This is a genomic window from Aurantimonas marina (assembly GCF_017183135.1).
Lineage (GTDB): Bacteria > Pseudomonadota > Alphaproteobacteria > Rhizobiales > Rhizobiaceae > Aurantimonas > Aurantimonas marina.
The window spans coordinates 40,749-58,727 of sequence record NZ_JADDXW010000013.1; the positions used below are offsets into that span (position 1 = coordinate 40,749).

Genomic DNA, 17,979 nt, shown 5'->3' on the forward strand with positions numbered 1-17,979 from the left:
CTCTCGGGCCGGGCGTTCATCCGCCGCACCGGTTCAAGGTCGCAATCCCTCGACACGCCCGTCTGGCGCGCCATGCGCGATATCCCTATGCGAGGATCAAACCCGCCAATTATGGCCAATCGGCGGTCTGACGGACTCAAATTCGCCGGCAGACCGACTCTTTTTTCAGTATATGCCTAACGCAGCTCCGATAAATGCCGCAGTGCGCGGGGTCGTCGCAGACGCAACTTTTGATCGTTCGCGGCTGACGCCAGTCTCAGGCTGCCTTCGCCTGGGACGCCTTCGGCGGAAAGCGACCATAAAAGCTCTCGCCCTTCTCGGCCATCTCCCGCAACAGCGGCGTCGGCCGGAAACGCTCGCCATGCCGTTCCGCCAGCTTGTCGCAGAGCGTCACGAACGCCTTGACGCCCATGCCATCGATGTAGCTGATCGTGCCGCCGGTGTAGGGCGCGTAGCCGAAGCCGAGGATCGAGCCGACATCGGCCTCGCGCGGATCGACGACGACACCTTCCTCCATGGTGCGCGCGGCCTCCAGCGCCATCGTCGCCAATAAGCGCTGCTTCAACTCCTCGAAATCGACGCTCTCGGCCGGCTGCTGCGGGAACATCTGCTTGAGGCCTGGCCACAGCGCCTTCTTGGCCGGCTTGGCCGGATAGTCGTAGAAGCCCTTGCCGGCCTTGCGTCCCAGCCGGCCATCACCGTTCATCTGCTCCACCAGCTTGAAATGGCGCGGATCGACGGAATCGTCGCCCATGTCGCGCATGGTCGCCTTCATGATCCGCAGCGACAGATCGACCGCCGTCTCGTCGTTGAGGGCGAGCGGGCCGACCGGCATGCCGGCGAACTTCGCGGCGTTCTCGATCATTGCCGGCGGGACGCCCTCGACCAGCATGTCGTAGGCCTCCGACATGTAGCGAAGCACGCAGCGATTGGCGAAGAAGCCGCGGGTGTCGTTGACCACGATCGGCGTCTTCTTGATCGCCCGCACGAAGTCGAGCGCGACAGCCAGCGCCTTGTCGCCGGTCTTTTCGCCGAGGATCACCTCGGTCAGCATCATCCGGTCGACCGGCGAGAAGAAATGGATGCCGATGAAGCGCTCCGGGTCGTCGAAGGCTTCGGCAAGACCGGTGATCGGGATCGTGGAGGTATTGGAGGCGTAGATCGCGGTCTTCGGCAGGACGGCGGCGACCTTGCGCGTCACCTCGGCCTTGAGGTCGCGATCCTCGAACACCGCCTCGACGACGAGATCGGCGTCCTTGAGTGTAGCGTAATCGGGGGTGGCGGTGATTTTGGAGAGGACCGCCTCGGCCTGTTCCTTGCTGGCGCGGCCCTGACCGACGAGCTTGTCCATCAATGCCTTCGAGTGTGCCTTGCCCTTGTCGGCGGCGTCCTGGTCGCGATCGATCAGCACCACGTCGAGGCCGCCTTGCGCCGCCACATAGGCAATGCCCGCGCCCATGAAGCCGGCGCCGACGATGCCGATTTTCTTCAGCTGCGAGGCCGGGACGTTCGCCGGCCGGCGCGCGCCCTTGTTCAACTCCTGCAGGGAGACGAACAGCGAGCGGATCATCATTGCCGCCTCGGTCGTCTGCAGGACCTCGGTGAAGTAGCGCTGCTCGACCCGCAGCGCGGCGTCGATCGGCAGCAGCAGGCCCTCATAGACGCATTTCACGATGGCGCGGGCACCGGGATAGTTGTCGCCGGTCTCTTTTCGGTAGAGCGAGGCGACCGCCGGCCATACCTGTGCCCCTTGCGCCGAATAGACCGGCCCGGAGGGCAGCTTGAAGCCCTTCTGGTCCCACGGCTGGAGCGGTGACAATCCGGCCTTGAGCATCTCCCTGGCCGTGGCGACGAGGTCGTCTTCGGCCGCCACGGCGTCGATCAGCTTCATGCCCTTGGCCTTCTCGGCCGAAAGGGTCGATCCCTTGAGCAGCATCTGCAACGCCGACTGAGTGTCGGTCAGGCGCGGCACGCGCTGGGTGCCGCCGGCCCCCGGAAAAATCCCGACCTTGACCTCCGGCAGGCCCATCTTGGCGCCGGCCGCCGCGACGCGGCCGTGGCAGGCCAACGCGAGTTCGAGGCCACCGCCCATGCAGGTGCCGTTGATCGCCGCCACGAAGGGCTTGCCGCAGGTCTCCAGCTTGCGCCAGAGCCAGGACATGCGGCCGACGCCGTCGAACAGCTCCTGAATCGCCGCGTCCTTGTCCTCGCGCTTCTTCGCCTCGAAGCTCGCGAACATGCCGGACAGCATCTTCAGGTCGGCACCCCCGGTGAAGGAGCCATTCTTGCCCGAGGTGATGATGGCCCCCGTGATCGCCCCGTCTGCGACGACCTGATCGACGATGCGGTCGATCTCGTCCATCACCGCCGCGGTGAAGACGTTCATCGACCGGTCGGGCATGTCCCAGGTTACCAGCGCGATGCCGTCGCCATCGGTCTCGACGGTGAAGTTCTCGTAGCTCATTGGTCCGCTCCCGGTCTTGTCTGTCGGCATCGATTGCCGGCTGAGAAAATTGTTCCTTGCCTGCCGCAATCGGCGGGACGAGGCGATGGTGTTTTCAGACTTGTGAAACCGTTGCTTGGTAAGGATCTCGGACGATCGGCCATTGCGAGGAACCGAACCCATGACCGCCAATTGCGAGGGCTGCCAGAACTCCCGGCCTCTCGACTTCGATTTCTCGATGGCGTTCCAGCCGATCTACGACGCCGAAGCGGAGCGGGTCTGGGGGTACGAAGCGCTGGTGCGGGGATTGGCGGGTGAGGGAGCTTACACCATCCTGTCGAAGGTCGAGCCCGAGCAGCGCTACCGTTTCGACCAAGCCTGCCGGGTCAAGGCGATCGAACTCGCCAGCCGACTTTTCACTCCGGGCAGCGGAACCAAGCTGTCGATCAACTTCATGCCGAATGCCGTCTACGAGCCGGCGGCCTGCCTTCGCGCGACATTGGCCGCAGCCCGGAAAGCCGACTTTCCGCTCGACTCGATCACGTTCGAGTTCACCGAGGACGAAAAGGTGTCCGACATCGGCCACCTCCAGAACATCATCGCCGAATACCGCCGGATGGGCTTCACCACGGCGCTCGACGATTTTGGCGCCGGCTATGCCGGGCTGGGCCTGCTCGCCGACTTCCAGCCCGATCTCATCAAGATCGACATGAAACTGGTGCGCGGCATTGACACCTCCCGAGCCCGCCAGGCGATCATCGCGGCGATGCTGTTCGTCGCGCGTGAGCTCGAAATCACTGTTCTGGCCGAAGGCGTCGAGACCGAAGCCGAATTCGTCAATCTGAAGGCGGCGGGGATCAGGCTCTTCCAGGGCTATTACTTCGCCAAACCGGCCTTCGAGGCGCTGCCGGCTATCGGCCCGGACGCTGGCACACAGGTCATGCGCCACCATTACGCCTGAGCGATCGAGGCTCGCCGATGCGTTCGTATGAGCGGCCATGACGGGTCTCACACCCGCTCGATGATCGTCGCCGTGCCCATGCCGGCACCGATGCACAGGGTCACCAGAGCGATATTCTTGTCCTGTCGCTCCAACTCGTCGAGTACCGTTCCGAGCACCATCGCCCCGGTCGCGCCGAGCGGATGACCCATGGCGATGGCGCCGCCATTCACGTTGATGATGTCATGGTCGATGTCGAAGGCCTGCATATAGCGAAGCACCACCGCCGCGAAGGCTTCGTTCAGTTCGAATAGGTCGATGTCGGCGAGCGACATGCCCGAGCGCTTGAGCAGCTTTTCCGTCACGTCCACCGGTCCGGTCAGCATCAGCGCCGGGTCCGACCCGATATTGGCGAACGCCCTTACCCGGGCCCGCGGCTTCACGCCGAGCGCCTCGCCGCCGGCCTTGGAGCCGACCAGAACCGCGGCGGCGCCATCGACGATACCCGACGAGTTGCCGGGGTGATGGACGTGGTTCAGCGCGTCGATCTCGGGGTGGGCCTGTATGCCGACCGCGTCATAGCCGCCCATTTCGCCATGCACGGCGAAGGATGCGTTGAGGCTGCCGAGCGACTGCATGTCGGTCGACGGCCGCATATGTTCGTCACGGTCGAGGATGGTCAGGCCGTTCTGGTCCTTGACCGGGATGACGGACCTGGCGAAGCGGCCTTCGTCCCAGGCCTTGCCGGCGCGCTTCTGGCTTTCCACGGCATAGGCGTCGACGTCGTCGCGCGAAAAGCCGTATTTGGTCGCGATGAGGTCGGCCGAGACACCCTGTGGCATGAAGTACGAGGGAATGCCGACCGAGGGATCCATGATCCAGGCGCCGCCGGACATGCCCATGCCGACCCGCGACATCGACTCGACGCCGCCCGCGATGACGATGTCCTCGGCGCCCTGCGCGACCTTGGCGGCGGCGAGATTGACCGCGTCGAGGCCGGACGCGCAAAAGCGCGAAATCTGCATGCCGGGAGCGGCGAAGTCGTAACCGGCCTCGAAGGCGGATGCCTTGGGGATCACCGAGCCGGCCTCGCCGACCGGATCGACGCAGCCGAAGATGATGTCGTCGACGGTTCTGGTGTCGATGCCGTTGCGCTCGCGCACCGCCTCAAGAACCTTCGCGCCGAGCCGCACCGCCGGCACTTCGTGCAGCGCGCCATCCTTCTTGCCGCGGCCACGGGGTGTGCGGACGTGATCGTAGATGAAGGCTTCAGCCATCGGGTTCCTCCGGTTTGTGGGCGCCCATGCCGCCGGGCAACGGCGCACCATAGTCTGCGATGAAGTCGTCGAAGACCCGGGCAAGTCGGTCCGGGTCGGCATAGTCGTCGAGGCGCGACAGGAGGACCGTCAGGAGATAATTGTTGGACAGGCCATAGCCCGAATTCAGTTCCCGCAGCCGGTCATAGGCCTCCTCCGTCAGCGCGACGGACATTCGCTTCGGCAAAGGCAGGCGCTTCGGCAACGGCAGGCGCTTCGTCGGCATCTCGGTCTCCTCACGCCGAAGGTTAGAACGCGTCGGCCTCCAGCGCCATCATCGCGTCGGCCCCGGACGAAATGCGGGCGAGATGCGCGGCGCTCTCCGGCATCAGGCGCTCCATGAAGAACCGGGCGGTGATGCGTTTCTTCTCCAGGAACGCCGTCTTCCCGTTGGCGCCGGCGGCAATCTTCTCCTCGGCGATCTTCGCCATGCGGCCCCACATATAGCCAAGCGCCACGAGGCCGAAGAGATGCATGTAGTCGGTCGAGGCCGCGCCGGCATTGTCGGGCTTGGCCATGGCGTTCTGCATCAGCCACATGGTCGCCTGCTGCAGGTCGTTGAGGCCCTTCTTCAGCGCCTTGGTGATCGGCGCCATGCGCTCGTCGCCGCGATTTTCCTCGCAGAACTGCCCGACTTCGGCGAAGAAGGCCTGGATTGCCCGACCGCCGTTCAGGCCGAGCTTGCGGCCGACGAGATCGAGCGCCTGAATGCCGTTGGCGCCTTCATAGATCTGGGCGATGCGCGCGTCGCGCACGAACTGCTCCATCCCCCACTCGCCGATATAGCCATGGCCGCCATAGACCTGCTGGGCCATCACCGCGTTGTCGAAGCCCTTGTCGGTCAGAACGCCCTTGATCACCGGAGTCATCAGACCCATCCAGTCGTCGGCCGCCTGCCGCTCGGCCGCGTCGGCCGAGCGATGCGACAGATCGCCCTTCAGCGCCGTCCACAGCACCAGCGCGCGGCCCGCCTCGTTGATCGCGCGGATGGTCATCAGCATGCGGCGGATGTCCGGATGCACAATGATCGGATCGGCGCTCTTGTCGGGCGCCTTGACGCCTGACAGAGACCGGCCCTGGGTGCGTTCGCGGGCATAGGTGACGGCGTTCTGATAGGCGACGTCGGACACCGCCAGCCCCTGCACGCCGACGCCGAGCCGAGCCTCGTTCATCATCGTGAACATCGCGCGGAGGCCCTTGTGGGCCTCGCCGATCAGATAGCCGGTGGCCTCATCGTAGTTCATCACGCAAGTGGCGTTGCCATGGATGCCCATCTTTTCCTCCAGGGAGCCACAGACGACGCCATTGCGCGCGCCCGGTTTACCCTGCGCGTCGAGGACGAACTTCGGTACGATGAACAGCGAGATGCCCTTGACCCCCTCCGGCGCGCCCTCGATCCGGGCGAGAACCAGGTGGATGATATTCTCGGCGAGATCATGCTCACCGGCGGAAATGAAGATCTTCTGCCCGGTGATGGCATAGCTGCCATCGTCTTGCGGGACCGCCTTGGTGCGCAGCAGGCCGAGGTCCGTGCCGCAATGGGGCTCGGTCAAATTCATCGTGCCGGTCCACGATCCCTCGATCATGTTCGGCAGGTAAGTCGATTTCTGTTCGTCACTTCCATGGGAGGAAATCGCCGCGATGGCACCGGCGGTCAGGCCGGGATACATGGCGAAGGCCATGTTGGCCGCCGACATGTATTCGCCGACGGCGGTCGCCAGCGTGTGCGGCAGGCCCTGCCCACCATAGGCCGGATCGAAGGCGAGGCTTCCCCAGCCGCCCTCGCGCCAGGTCTCGTAGGCCTGCTTGAAGCCCGCCGGCGTCGTCACCGAACCGTCGTCGGCACGGCGGCAGCCTTCGCGGTCGCCCTGCTGGTTGAGCGGTTGCAGCACTTTTTCTGTGATGCGCCCGGCTTCGCCGAGAATCGCCTCGACCATGTCCGGCGAGGCGTCGGCGAACCCCGGAAGATTGCTGTAACGTTCGAATCTGAGCAGGTCGTTCAAGACGAACAGCGTGTCTTCGATGGGCGCCTGATAGGTCGGCATGTCGTTCCTCCGTCGCGATCGGTCGGAGACGGTATGAATATCTTTTACGTAAACGTCAACAAGGGTGCCGACGTGCTCACCGCTGGGCGCGCTGGCCGGCTGACGTGTAGAAGCATAGCTTGTTGAGATTATGCAGGCGCGCGCCAACCCGGCCGGGCTGGTTTACCGTCAGATGCGCCGTCGATCACGATCGGCACACCTGACTTCACGACTTGCTGCGCGCCGATGCCGTGCGGGACGGATCAGCCGTCCAATTCAACCAGATTTTGGCGCAAATGGTCGATCGATATGGTCATCGCCCGGATCGATTCCTCGATTTCCTGCCGCTGTTCGTAGAGGATCTGCTGCTGTTCCTCGAACCGCTCCAGCGCCACCTCGATCTGTTTCCGCTTACCGTTGGGCTGATGGTATATTTCGATGAGTTGCTTCGCTTCGGTGAGCGAGAAGCCCAATGTCTTGGCTAGAAGGATGAGCCGGAGCCGGGTACGGTCCTGGCGGCTGTAAAGGCGGGTGGTGCCACGGCGCTCCGGTGACAGCAGGCCGCGATCCTCGTAGAACCGAAGTGTCCTCAAGGTGACACCAAATTCCTTCGAAAGATCGCCGATCTTGAACACCGACTTTGTCGAGGCCGCCTCTTCGCTTCGGCCGAGTAGAAAATCGATGTCAACGGAGGACCCCTCGTCCGCCGTTTCGACTGGTTTGACGTTTGACATGAGCAGATTTCCGTATTCGCGCAAATTTCCAGAGCGCACCTGGCAAAGGCAGAGCGCGCTCAGGGGGGACTCACGGCCCCGTACCGGCACCGAATATCGCGTCAATTGAGGCTGTTACAAGACGCTGCGTCAATTCCCGGTCCAGCTTCGGGTCGGGTTACACGTTTATTCCCTAACAAGATCGTAACCGCGTTAACCGATCATTTACCATGTTCGGGCGAGTTTTTCGGACTTACCGCGCGAGAACGTGCCGACGAGACAGAGCCGATCACGGGCTCCAGCCGACCGGGAAAGCTGAGATGGCCGATCAGACACGACAGGGGAACGGTCGAAAGCCGGAGGATGCTTCCGCGCTCGATGCGCTCAGCCGTACACTCGAGGAACTCGAGAAGCGGCTCTCGCGCGTCTCGGCAGCCAAGCAGGAGCGCGAGCGGCCGGCCGGCAAGACGCCGGCACCTGGCCTTGCGGAGGGCGGCGGCAACCCAAAAGCCGCGCGCCCGACTTTTTCGGATGCAGTGTCCCAGATCGTGATGCGGCAAAAGATGCTGGAGCGCGAACCGGTCGAGGCCGAAGCTGCACCGACACGGCAACGCGCGGCGGCCGGCGGGCTCGACGTATCAGGGGGCGACGATGCGGGCTCAGCGGCGATGACAGACCTCGCCCAACAGCTTGAGTGGCTGCGAGCGGAACTTCGAGATGACATGACGCGGAGCCTGCAGCCGCGATTCGACGATATGCGCGCGGCCTTCGACGATCTGCGCAAGATGATCGCCGAACGCGCCAGCGCGGATCGAATAGACGCTGAAATCTCCAAGGTCGACCACGGATTGATCCGCATGGTCGACAATGGAGCGGATCACGAGACCATCCGCTCCCTGCGCGAGGAACTCGAAGCGATCCGCGGTCTGGTCGGGGCGACGGCGCGTGAGGACAGCGTTCAGTCCGTCGGCCGTCGTTGGGACATGTTCGAGACCAAGCTTGCCGGTCAATCGGAAGAGGAGAGCAAGGCCAGGCACGAGCTGAAGGACGAGTTGGAGCGGTTGCGGACGTCGCTCGGCTCGCTGGCCAGCGAGGAGCAGGTCAAGGCGGTCGAGCGCCGCTGGGACGAATTCGAGAACCGTTATCTTGCGGCGCCGGCGGCGGGCGAGGGAGCGGGTCTATCGGACCTTCTGAAGAACGAGATGGACGATCTGCGGGAGAAGCTCGAGACGCTCGCCTCCGAAAAGTCCATGCGCGCCGTTGAGGAACGGTGGGACGCGCTCGAGGACCGGTTTGCCTCGCGTGAGATCGAAGGCAAGATCGAAGCGATGGGTGAGCGAATGGAGCAGCTTGAGACCGCTCTCGCCAAACTGCCTGAAACCCTCGCCATCGAACCGCTGCAACAGCGGGTCCATGCTCTGGCTGTCGGCATCGAGGCCTTGGCCCAACGTCAGCAGGACGAATCGGATCTGGATCACTTCGCGGTGCTCGATGAACGGCTCGACGAGATCTCGCGTGCGATCATGGTCGCTGCGAACCGTGCGCCGGCGATTGACATGAGCCCGGTCGAGCGCATCGAGGCACGCCTTCAGTCCCTGACCGCCCGGGTCGACGAACTTGCCGAAGACGGCGATTCGACAATTCTGTCGGATCGCATCAGCGAACTCGCCGATCGCATCGAGCTGCTGTCCAACGATAATGCGGCGCAGGAGCTTGCTGAGCGGATCGAGCGGTTCTCTCGACAGCTCGAAAATTTCGCCGTCGCGGGAGATGGCGGCCCTGTCCAAACCCTGGCGATGGAGACCCGCCTGCAATCACTTGCCGAGCGGCTGGACGAGGTTTCTGCACCGCGGGTCGACGAAGAGATAGTCAAGGCCCTCGAGGTTGAGATCAGGCGGCTGTCGCAAAAGATCGACGAGAACGGCATGCCGGCAGCGATCGCCGATCCCGAACTCGACCAGCGCCTCGCCGACATCGAGCGCCGGCTCGACGAACACCGCGAAGATATCGTCGTATCGGCACGTGCGGCCGCCGACGAGGCGATTCGTCAGATGATCGAGAGCGGCGATCTTCGGCAAGGTGAGCACGTCGCCCGTCTTTCCGAAGACTTGCGCGCGCTGGAAGCCTTATCGCGAGACAGCGGCGCGCAATCGGAAGATTTCTTCCGCACCGTGCAATCCACCTTGTCGAAGCTCGTCGAGCGTATCGACCAGATCGAAAGCGAGATCACCGGCAAAGGGCGGACCCGCCAGGACGAATTGGCGGTCAGCGGAACTATGTCGGCCGCGACGCCCCATTTGGCCGCCGAGGCCCAGGGCCTCCGCGCGGTTCTCGCGCGGACTCTTAAAGGGCGCAAATCCGTGGACGCGAGCGGCGCGGCCGACCCGGCCGCGCGGTCCCCTCGTCGGAGTGACGATCCCGAACTGATGCTTTTCGACGCCGACGCGGAAGCACGCGAGCAGACGGCGTCCTCGGCGGCCGTCGAGGCGCCATCTCTGGATGCGGCCGACATCTTCGATACGCCCGAAGCCAATCGTCCACTGGCGATCGGATCGGGTACGCCGGACATCACGGCGCTTCTTGAGCGCGTTCGGGCGCAGCAGGCCGGTCGTTCGAAGAATGGCGAACAGGATGGCAAGGCCGATTTCATCGCCGCCGCCCGTCGCGCGGCGATGGCGGCGGCGGCCGAGGCGGAGAGCCTCGATGCCCCGGAGGCGCGGGTCGAATCCGGCAAGGTCAGCCTCACCGACACGATTTCGCGCCGCCGCAAGCCGATCCTCATGGCAATCGGCGCAGTGCTTCTGGCGCTCATGGCCTTGCCGCTCGGCCAGGCGCTGACGTCGACCCCGGATGCCGATGGCGAATTCGAACCGGCCGTATTCGCGGCCAAGCCGTCCGTGCCCACTACCAAGCCCGCCGCATCCGTCGCCGCCACCGCGAATATGTCGAGCGCCGATGCCGAAGCAAAGCCCGCCTCCGGGGTTGCGACGCCGCCGACGATGCCGGACGGGCTCGTTCTGCCGACAGCCACATCGCCTGCTTTGCAGGACAAGAACCGTGAAGCAGCCGGGCAGGCTGGGGCGGGCGAAGGCCGCGCGCCGGCCGACGGCGATGTCATGCAGGATTCGCTGGTGAGCCGGTCTCTGGAGGCACAAGCGGGCGCGGCGCCGGCGCCGGCTACCGCGTCGACCGCGATCCCTTCGATGCCGGAGAATCTCGGCAACGAAGCCCTGAGCAGCGCGGTGCGCGACGGCGATCCGAAAGCGTTGTTCGAGGTCGGGTTGCGCCTTATGGAGGGGCGCAAGGGCGAGCCGGATGCAAGGGCGGCCGCGACGTGGTTCACGATGTCGGCCGAGCGGGACTTTGCTCCGGCGCAATACAGTCTCGGCACGCTTTACGAGAAGGGCAACGGCGTCGCCCGCGATACCTCCCTCGCTCGCGATTGGTATGTGAAAGCGGCCGATCAGGGCAATGTGCGCGCCATGCACAACCTGGCGGTTCTCTATGCGACCGGGGTCGACGGCAAATCCGATCCGAAACTGGCGGCACGCTGGTTCGAGAAGGCAGCCGAGTTCGGAATGACCGACAGCCAGTACAACCTCGGAATTCTCTATGCGCGTGGCGCCGGCGTGGACGTGGATTTCACCGAATCGTTCAAATGGTTCTCCGTCGTTACGGCCGCCGGCGACGAAGATGCCGGGCGAAAGCGGGACGAAATCAAGAAATCCTTGACGCCGGCGCAGCTCGAGCAGGCGGAGGCGAAGGTCGCGGCCTACAAGCCGAAGCCGCGCGACGATGCGGTCAACACGGTCGAGATGCCGAAGGAATGGACCGACAAGGAAGACGTCCCGATCCACACCTCGTCGATCGACATGACCCGTGCCGTTCGCAACATTCAGGCAATCCTGATCAAGCTTGGTTATGAGCCCGGGGCTCCCGACGGCATCGCCGGCGCGCAGACGACCGAGGCGATCAAGTCGTTCCAGAAGGAAGCGGGGCTGCAGCCCACGGGGGACATCAACGAGTCGCTGATTCGCGCTCTTCTGGCACGCAAGGACGGGTGATGTCCGCAAGGTCAGCGGCCGCGCCGTTGACCTTGATACGCATCGGGGTTTGACAGGCGCGGGGGTTCGGGCCAAGACGGAAGGGTCACTCTGTCTTTCTGGCTCCTTCGAGCAAAGAGCCGACCCGCCGTGAACCTCTATCTCCCGATCGCGGAAATTTCGGTCAACATCCTGGTTCTCATCGGGATGGGGGCGGCCGTGGGTTTTCTCTCCGGCATGTTCGGGGTCGGCGGCGGCTTTCTGATCACGCCGCTTCTGATCTTCTACAACGTGCCGCCCGCGGTCGCGGTCGCGACCGGCGCCAACCAGGTCATCGCCTCGTCTTTTTCAGGCGCGCTCGCCCACTACAAGCGGGGGACGATCGATCTGAAGCTCGGCGGCGTGTTGCTTGTCGGCGGCGCACTCGGCTCGGTAGCCGGCGTGGCGTTGTTCACGCTGCTGCGCCGAATCGGTCAGCTCGATCTGGTCGTCTCGCTTCTCTACGTCATCTTCCTCGGCGGTGTCGGCGGGCTCATGCTGGTGGAAAGCATCCAGTCGATGCGCCGCGTATCGGGCGGCGGCAGCGGCGAATTTCGTCGCTCGGGTAAACACAATTGGGTGCACGGGCTGCCGCTGAAGATGCGGTTCCAGCGCTCGAAGCTCTATGTTTCGGTGATCCCGGTACTGGGGCTCGGCTTCCTGATCGGCATCCTTGCCGCGATCATGGGCGTAGGCGGCGGGTTCATCATGGTGCCGGCCCTAATCTATCTGTTGCGGGTTCCAACCAATGTCGTGATCGGGACCTCGCTATTCCAGATCATTTTTACAGCCGCCGTCACCACGGTCCTCCAAGCCGCGACGAATTACACGATCGACGTCGTGCTGGCCTTCCTCCTCATGCTCGGTGGCGTGGTCGGGGCGCAGTTCGGCGCCGAGGCGGGACGGAGATTGCGCGGCGACCAGTTGCGGGCCCTGCTTGCCCTTCTCGTCCTCGCCGTCGGTCTGCGTCTCGGCTTCGAACTGGTGATCACGCCGACCGAATCCTATTCGATCAGTTCGCCGAGTGGAGAGGTCGGATGATCGGCGCTCGATGCACCCGCTCGGGTTGCTTCGGCCGGTCCTGCGGCCGGACTGCCGTTGCTTTGGCGGTGATGATGTCGCTACTTGGCCCGGGCCGCGCGCAAGAGGTGGAAAGCTTCGAAATCGGCCTGTCGACCAACGAGATCGCCATAACCTCGGATTTCACCGGCGCGCGGCTCGTGGTCTTCGGCGCGCTCGACAACGCCGACGCCCGTCTTTTGCGGCAGCAACGCTACGACATCGTCGTCGCACTCGTCGGTCCGCGCCGGCCGGTCGTGGTGCGCAAGAAGGAGCGTGTCCTCGGGATATGGATCAATCGCGGGTCGGAAACCTTCAACGCCTCGCCTGAATCCTACGCACTCGCATCGACCCGACCGCTTTCCGACATAACGCGCGAGAGCCTGCGCGTCAGTCTTTCCCTGGGAATCGACGATTTGCGGTTGAACATCCGCGATCCCAAGACCGTGGCTGCGGCGACGGTCTCCGAGCCAGTCGGCCAGGCGATCATCGCCGAATCCGCTGTCGACGGCGAGGGCGAGGCCGTGGTCAACCGGGATCAATATGCCAGCGCACTGCGCCGGATTCGCATGGGGTCCGGTCTCTACAACCAGAGCTTCGGCAGTGTCGAATTTGTCAGTCCGACGCTGTTTCGTGCCGACTTGACGCTCCCCGCCGATCTTCCGGTCGGCCGGCATACGGTGCGCGCCTATCTGTTTCGAAGCGGTGTGTTCATTCGCGGCGATTCCGAAGCGCTAGTCGTGGTCAAGACGGGCCTCGAGAGCCTGGTCGACGATTTCGCTACCCGCTACGGCTTTCTCTACGGGCTGTTCGCCGTGGCGCTGGCGATCTTTACCGGATGGTTCGGACGGATCGTTTTCAAGCGCGATTAGGTTATCGGTCGATGACGAACGAAAGCTTTCCATCAACCGACCGCCGCTCCGAATCGTTTGCCGGGGTTGCGACATCGCCTGCCGCCGAGGTCCGGACCGCGCATAAGACCGCATGGACGCTCGGCGTCCTCGGACTGGTTCCCTTTGTGCTAATGGCGGTGATCTTCGCCTATGCCGGGCGGTCGTTCATCGCTTATCCGATGCTCGTCCTGGCGTTTTCCGGCTATTCGGCGACGATCCTCGCCTTTCTCGGTGGCATCCGCTGGGGGATCGGGATGGCGTCGCGTGCGCATCGGCGCCGCGTGCTGATCCTCTCCGTGCTGCCGTCGCTGGCCGGCTGGATCTTGCTGTTCGTGCCGAGTCCTTGGATCTTTGCCGGGTTTGCGGCGGCGTTCGCGCTGCAAGGGGCGTGGGACATGCTCGCGGTGCGTCGGCGCGAACTGCCCGCCTGGTTCGGCCGGCTGCGGCTGGTGCTCACGGGTGTCGTGGTTCTGTGCCAGATCGTTGCCTTCGCCGCGACCTATTGAGGTGAACCGTCGAACGCTATCCCGGGCAGAGTGCGCGAAAACCGATCGGGTAGATGCGTGCCAGACCGATCACGTAAGCCTTGGCGAACTGAAGATCGAACAGGCCGTGAAAGGCGCGGTCAAGCACGTTGAGTCCGCCGGTGGTGACACCGAAGGATGGCAGGATCATCCGGTTGCCGTCGCTGGCAAAGCAGGCGCCACGCGTCGAACGCCCGGCGCCGGCGACGCGGGCGACCGGATGCAGATGCCCGGCGACCTCTGCGCTTTGATAGTCCCGGCTCGGCTCGTGCCGGAAGAGCCACGGCCCGACGGCGATCTCAGCCAGGGTTTCGCCGCCGATCCGCGCCGGCGGCTCGGGGTCGTGATTGCCGGTGATCCAGATCCACTCGCGCCCGGCCATCAGGCGGGCGAGCGTCTCGCGACAGGTGGCCGGCATGAAGGCCGCGCCGTGACGGTCATGGAAGGAATCGCCGAGACAGATGACCCGCCGCGCGTCGTAGCGGGCGAGCGCTGAACCGAGGAGCGCCAAAGTGGCGGCGGTGTCGTAAGGCGGCAGAAAACTGCCCCGCCGGGCAAAGGCCGCGCCCTTTTCCAGATGCAGGTCCGAGACGATCAGCAGGCGCTCCGGCGGCACATAAAGCACGCCGGACGGGTCGCAGACGACCGCCGCGCCGGCAAGGGTCGTTTCCAGCGCCTCACATTCGGTTTGCCGCATCCGCCGCGCCAGCGCATTCATTCGTTGAGACCCGTCATCGTCCGGTGATTCGCGTTTCGTTCCTATCGAACCATTCATTCGGGCAAAGGCAAGGCAACACAGCGTCTCGCAACGGCATGGGTTGATTTGAGCGCCGCGATCAGCGATGAGTGCGCCGCACATAAGGACCCGCTCCGCGCGGGTGGCTATGCCGGGCGCCAACCCCCCGGCCAATCCAGACGCCACATTGACCGAACTGTTCCGCGGCACCATCGCCCGGTCCGCCGCGGCGATTTGGCGTCCAGATGTCTTCGGAGCCGATGTTCTCGACTCGCAATCTTTATGCCGACTGGTTCGGCAATGTCCGTGGCGATCTCCTCTCCGGTCTCGTCGTGGCGCTGGCCCTGATCCCCGAGGCCATCGCCTTTTCGATCATCGCGGGGGTTGATCCGAAGGTTGGGCTCTACGCCTCCTTCTCGATCGCCGTGCTGACCGCGATCTTCGGCGGCCGGCCGGGCATGATCTCGGCGGCGACCGCCGCAACGGCCGTCTTGATGGTGACGCTGGTCGCCGATCACGGCCTGCAATATCTGTTCGCCGCGACGATCCTCGCTGGCCTGTTGCAGCTGGTGGCCGGAGCTCTGCGGCTGGGCGACGCCATGCGCTTCGTATCGCGCTCGGTGATGACCGGTTTCGTCAACGCGCTGGCGATCCTGATCTTCCTCGCCCAGATTCCCGAATTGGTCGGTGTGCCGTGGATGACCTACGTCATGGTCGCGGCGGGGCTGGCGATCATCTATCTCCTGCCACGACTGACCACCGCCGTGCCGTCACCGCTGGTCACCATCGTGGTGCTGACCGCAGTCTCGCTGTTCTTCGGCTTCGATCTGCGCACCGTCGGCGACATGGGCGAATTGCCCTCGACGCTGCCCTATTTCTTCATGCCCGACGTTCCGCTGACGCTGGAGACGCTGCGCATCATCCTGCCCTATTCGGCGGGCATCGCCGTCGTCGGCCTGCTGGAATCGCTGATGACCGCGTCGGTGGTCGACGACCTGACCGATACCGGCTCGGATAAGAACCGCGAATGCTACGGGCAGGGCATTGCCAACACGGTCACCGGTTTCTTCGGCGGGATGGCCGGCTGCGCGATGATCGGCCAGTCGGTCATCAACGTGAAATCCGGTGGCCGTGGTCGGCTCTCCTGCCTGTTCGCGGGGGTGACGCTCTTGTTTCTCATCGTCGCGCTCGGCGATTGGGTGGCGGTGATTCCGATGGCGGCGCTGGTCTCGATCATGATCATGGTCTCGATCGGCACGTTCAGCTGGGACTCCTTCGTCAATCTGCGCACCCACCCGCGCCGCTCCAGCGCGGTGATGCTCGCGACCGTCATCACGGTCGTGTGGACCCACAATCTGGCCATCGGCGTCCTCGTCGGCGTCATGCTGTCGGGCATCTTCTTCGCCTCCAAGGTCTCGCAGATCTTCGCCGTAACCTCGAAGCTGTCGGACGATCGGACGCACCGGACTTATCGCGTAGAGGGGCAGGTGTTCTTCGCCTCGGCCGAGGATTTCATCGCCGCCTTCGACTTCAAGGAAGCCGTCGACAAGGTCACCATCGACGTCGGCCGCGCCCATATCTGGGACCTGTCCGGGGTTGGCGCGCTCGACCGGGCGGTGATCAAGTTCCGCCGCGAGGGTACCGACGTCGAGGTGCTCGGCATGAACGAGGCAAGCAGCACGCTGGTTGATCGCCTTGGCGTCCATGATAAGCCGGGTGCGCTGGACGTGTTGCCGGGGCACTGAGGGAGGACGGTATGAGCAAGATTCTCGCGCTGGTCGACGGCTCGCAATACACCCAGAGCGTCTGCGACAATGCCGCTTGGGCTGCCGACAGGCTCGGCGCCTCGGTCGAAGTGATGCATATCATCGGCCGCCGGGACACTCCCTCGGCGCCCGCCGACCTGTCCGGCAATCTCGATCTCGGCGAGCGCGAGACGCTGCTGAAGGAACTTGCCGACTTCGACGAGCAGAAGGGCAAGCTGGCGCGCAAGCGCGGCCGTCTGGTGCTGGCCGAGGCCGGCGCGCGCCTGAACGAAAAGGGCGTCTCGGCGGTCGAGGAGCGGCTGCGCTCCGGCGATGTCGTCGATACGCTGCTCGAGTTCGAAAAGGACGCCGATCTCGTCGTCATCGGCAAGCGTGGCGAGGGGGCCGATTTCGCCAGGCTGCATCTCGGCTCCAATCTGGAGCGGGTTCTGCGCGCCTCGACAAAGCCGGTTCTCGTCGCCGCGCGCGCCTTCCGGCCGATCCGCCGGTTCATCGTCGCCTTCGATGGCGGCCCGAGTGCGACCAAGGCGATCGACCATCTCGTCGCCAGCCCGCTCTTGAAGGGCGCGGCCTGCGAACTCGTCATGGTGTCGTCGAAACCGTCTGACGAGTGTCTGGATCGCGTGGCGGCCCGATTGCGCGAGGCTGGTTACGATGTGACCGCGACGCTGGAAAAGGGCGAGCCCGACGAAGTGATCGCCGCCCATGTGAAACGTGACGACGTCGATCTGATCGTCATGGGCGCCTATGGCCACTCGCGCATTCGCAACTTCCTGATCGGTTCGACGACCAGCGAGATCGTCCGCGCGTGCTTGAGGCCGGTGCTGATGTTTCGGTAGGCGATGGGAAGCCTGCTTGGCAGGTCCCGTCTTCTGCCGCTAGGATCGACCAAACGGGAGCCGTCGCGATGGCCGATGTGAAAGAAATCTCGATTGTCGTGCCCGCCGAGGAGGCCGAGGCGCTACGAACGGCCGTCGCCAGCGGCGATTACGCCTCCACCGACGAGATCATGCACGAAGCGCTGCGCGACTGGCAGGACAAGCGCCACGCGCAGACCGGCGATGCCACGCGGCTGCGAGGCAAATGGCAGGAAGGGCTTGCCAGCGGCCAGTCCACCTCTCTCGATCTCGATGCGATAAAGGCGAAGGGCCGGGACATTCTCGCGCGCCGCCAGTCCGGTACGAATGGCTGAGCGGCGGATCGTCCGCAGGCCGCGTGCCGAAGCAGACTTGATAGACATCTGGCTCCATATCGCTTCGGACAGCCCGCTTGTCGCGGACCGTCAGATTGATCGAATCGGTGAGAGCATTCTCCGCTTGGCCCGTTTTCCCGAAATGAGCGTTGCACGGCCAGATATCGCGGAGGGCGTTCGGGTCCTGTCAGTCCGGCCCTTCTTGGTGCTTTTCCAATTCGACAGCGACAAGGTCGAGATTGTTAGGTCATCCACGGGGCTCGCGACCTTCCTTCGATCGAGTTGAGTTGA

General features: G+C 64.4%; 15 protein-coding genes and 1 other annotated feature. Of the genes, 9 read left to right on the forward strand and 6 right to left on the reverse strand.

The genetic code is table 11. From position 1 onward, the window contains the following. Positions 1-256: 256 nt before the first annotated feature. On the reverse strand, positions 257-2,464 hold the full coding sequence (locus ING15_RS14565; RefSeq protein ID WP_206455560.1) for an FAD-dependent oxidoreductase: 2,208 nt from the start codon (positions 2,462-2,464) through the stop codon (positions 257-259). A gap of 160 nt (positions 2,465-2,624) precedes the next feature. Between ING15_RS14565 and ING15_RS14570 the strand changes: the two genes are divergently transcribed. Next, a complete protein-coding gene (locus ING15_RS14570) occupies positions 2,625-3,404 on the forward strand; it encodes an EAL domain-containing protein (protein ID WP_206455561.1) in 780 nt (259 codons plus the stop codon). A 47-nt stretch (positions 3,405-3,451) separates the two neighbouring features. On the opposite strand, the gene ING15_RS14575 is transcribed toward ING15_RS14570, so the two are convergent. The 4 genes from ING15_RS14575 to ING15_RS14590 all read right to left on the reverse strand — a co-directional run bounded on the left by ING15_RS14575 (position 3,452) and on the right by ING15_RS14590 (position 7,457). Continuing rightward, a complete protein-coding gene (locus ING15_RS14575; protein ID WP_206455562.1) occupies positions 3,452-4,660 on the reverse strand; it encodes an acetyl-CoA C-acetyltransferase in 1,209 nt (402 codons plus the stop codon). Then, positions 4,653-4,925, reverse strand: coding sequence for a hypothetical protein (locus tag ING15_RS14580; RefSeq protein WP_206455563.1), 273 nt, complete (start codon positions 4,923-4,925; stop codon positions 4,653-4,655). Before ING15_RS14580 ends, ING15_RS14575 begins: the two co-directional genes overlap by 8 nt. Before the next feature lie 22 nt (positions 4,926-4,947). Then, positions 4,948-6,744, reverse strand: coding sequence for an acyl-CoA dehydrogenase C-terminal domain-containing protein (locus tag ING15_RS14585; protein ID WP_206455564.1), 1,797 nt, complete (start codon positions 6,742-6,744; stop codon positions 4,948-4,950). Between the two features lie 242 nt (positions 6,745-6,986). Then, the gene (locus ING15_RS14590; RefSeq protein ID WP_206455565.1) at positions 6,987-7,457 is read right to left on the reverse strand and encodes a MerR family transcriptional regulator; all 471 of its coding nucleotides are present in this window, start codon (positions 7,455-7,457) and stop codon (positions 6,987-6,989) included. A 299-nt stretch (positions 7,458-7,756) separates the two neighbouring features. Between ING15_RS14590 and ING15_RS14595 the strand changes: the two genes are divergently transcribed. The 4 genes from ING15_RS14595 (at position 7,757) to ING15_RS14610 (ending at position 13,976) form a co-directional block, all read left to right on the forward strand. After that, a complete protein-coding gene (locus tag ING15_RS14595) occupies positions 7,757-11,500 on the forward strand; it encodes a peptidoglycan-binding protein (RefSeq protein WP_206455566.1) in 3,744 nt (1,247 codons plus the stop codon). 129 nt (positions 11,501-11,629) lie between these two features. Then, positions 11,630-12,559 (forward strand): sulfite exporter TauE/SafE family protein, encoded by a 930-nt coding sequence (locus tag ING15_RS14600; protein WP_206455567.1) that lies wholly within the window; start codon positions 11,630-11,632, stop codon positions 12,557-12,559. Further along, on the forward strand, positions 12,556-13,449 hold the full coding sequence (locus tag ING15_RS14605) for a TIGR02186 family protein (protein ID WP_206455568.1): 894 nt from the start codon (positions 12,556-12,558) through the stop codon (positions 13,447-13,449). The genes ING15_RS14600 and ING15_RS14605 overlap by 4 nt, the downstream gene beginning before the upstream one ends. An 11-nt stretch (positions 13,450-13,460) precedes the next feature. Further along, positions 13,461-13,976 (forward strand): DUF3429 domain-containing protein, encoded by a 516-nt coding sequence (locus tag ING15_RS14610; protein WP_206455569.1) that lies wholly within the window; start codon positions 13,461-13,463, stop codon positions 13,974-13,976. Between the two features lie 16 nt (positions 13,977-13,992). On the opposite strand, the gene pdeM is transcribed toward ING15_RS14610, so the two are convergent. Further along, entirely contained in the window at positions 13,993-14,691 is a 699-nt protein-coding gene (gene pdeM / locus ING15_RS14615; RefSeq protein WP_232845784.1) for a ligase-associated DNA damage response endonuclease PdeM, read from the reverse strand. 161 nt (positions 14,692-14,852) lie between these two features. After that, positions 14,853-14,906: a sequence feature (sul1 is cis-regulatory element that is thought to sense ions involved in sulfur or methionine metabolism; They are found in Alphaproteobacteria), on the forward strand. Positions 14,907-14,990: 84 nt separating this feature from the next. On the opposite strand from pdeM, the gene ING15_RS14620 reads away from it, so the two are divergent. The 4 genes from ING15_RS14620 to ING15_RS19970 all read left to right on the forward strand — a co-directional run bounded on the left by ING15_RS14620 (position 14,991) and on the right by ING15_RS19970 (position 17,974). Then, entirely contained in the window at positions 14,991-16,475 is a 1,485-nt protein-coding gene (locus ING15_RS14620) for a SulP family inorganic anion transporter (protein ID WP_210348905.1), read from the forward strand. 11 nt (positions 16,476-16,486) lie between these two features. Beyond that, a complete protein-coding gene (locus ING15_RS14625; RefSeq protein WP_206455572.1) occupies positions 16,487-17,335 on the forward strand; it encodes a universal stress protein in 849 nt (282 codons plus the stop codon). 68 nt (positions 17,336-17,403) lie between these two features. Continuing rightward, the gene (locus ING15_RS14630; protein WP_206455573.1) at positions 17,404-17,688 is read left to right on the forward strand and encodes a ribbon-helix-helix domain-containing protein; all 285 of its coding nucleotides are present in this window, start codon (positions 17,404-17,406) and stop codon (positions 17,686-17,688) included. Then, a complete protein-coding gene (locus ING15_RS19970) occupies positions 17,681-17,974 on the forward strand; it encodes a type II toxin-antitoxin system RelE/ParE family toxin (RefSeq protein ID WP_206455574.1) in 294 nt (97 codons plus the stop codon). The genes ING15_RS14630 and ING15_RS19970 overlap by 8 nt, the downstream gene beginning before the upstream one ends. Positions 17,975-17,979: the final 5 nt, after the last annotated feature.

Excerpts from the sequence above, each read along its gene's own strand:
- ING15_RS14610 (WP_206455569.1), top strand. The coding sequence starts at position 13,461 with ATGACGAACGAAAGCTTTCCATCAACCGACCGCCGCTCCGAATCGTTT.
- pdeM (WP_232845784.1), bottom strand. The coding sequence starts at position 14,691 with ATGCGGCAAACCGAATGTGAGGCGCTGGAAACGACCCTTGCCGGCGCG.
- ING15_RS14580 (WP_206455563.1), bottom strand. The coding sequence starts at position 4,925 with ATGCCGACGAAGCGCCTGCCGTTGCCGAAGCGCCTGCCTTTGCCGAAG.
- ING15_RS14630 (WP_206455573.1), top strand. The coding sequence starts at position 17,404 with ATGGCCGATGTGAAAGAAATCTCGATTGTCGTGCCCGCCGAGGAGGCC.
- ING15_RS14575 (WP_206455562.1), bottom strand. The coding sequence starts at position 4,660 with ATGGCTGAAGCCTTCATCTACGATCACGTCCGCACACCCCGTGGCCGC.
- ING15_RS14595 (WP_206455566.1), top strand. The coding sequence starts at position 7,757 with ATGGCCGATCAGACACGACAGGGGAACGGTCGAAAGCCGGAGGATGCT.
- ING15_RS14565 (WP_206455560.1), bottom strand. The coding sequence starts at position 2,464 with ATGAGCTACGAGAACTTCACCGTCGAGACCGATGGCGACGGCATCGCG.
- ING15_RS14620 (WP_210348905.1), top strand. The coding sequence starts at position 14,991 with ATGTTCTCGACTCGCAATCTTTATGCCGACTGGTTCGGCAATGTCCGT.
- ING15_RS14625 (WP_206455572.1), top strand. The coding sequence starts at position 16,487 with ATGAGCAAGATTCTCGCGCTGGTCGACGGCTCGCAATACACCCAGAGC.
- ING15_RS14590 (WP_206455565.1), bottom strand. The coding sequence starts at position 7,457 with ATGTCAAACGTCAAACCAGTCGAAACGGCGGACGAGGGGTCCTCCGTT.
- ING15_RS14605 (WP_206455568.1), top strand. The coding sequence starts at position 12,556 with ATGATCGGCGCTCGATGCACCCGCTCGGGTTGCTTCGGCCGGTCCTGC.
- ING15_RS14570 (WP_206455561.1), top strand. The coding sequence starts at position 2,625 with ATGACCGCCAATTGCGAGGGCTGCCAGAACTCCCGGCCTCTCGACTTC.
- ING15_RS19970 (WP_206455574.1), top strand. The coding sequence starts at position 17,681 with ATGGCTGAGCGGCGGATCGTCCGCAGGCCGCGTGCCGAAGCAGACTTG.
- ING15_RS14585 (WP_206455564.1), bottom strand. The coding sequence starts at position 6,744 with ATGCCGACCTATCAGGCGCCCATCGAAGACACGCTGTTCGTCTTGAAC.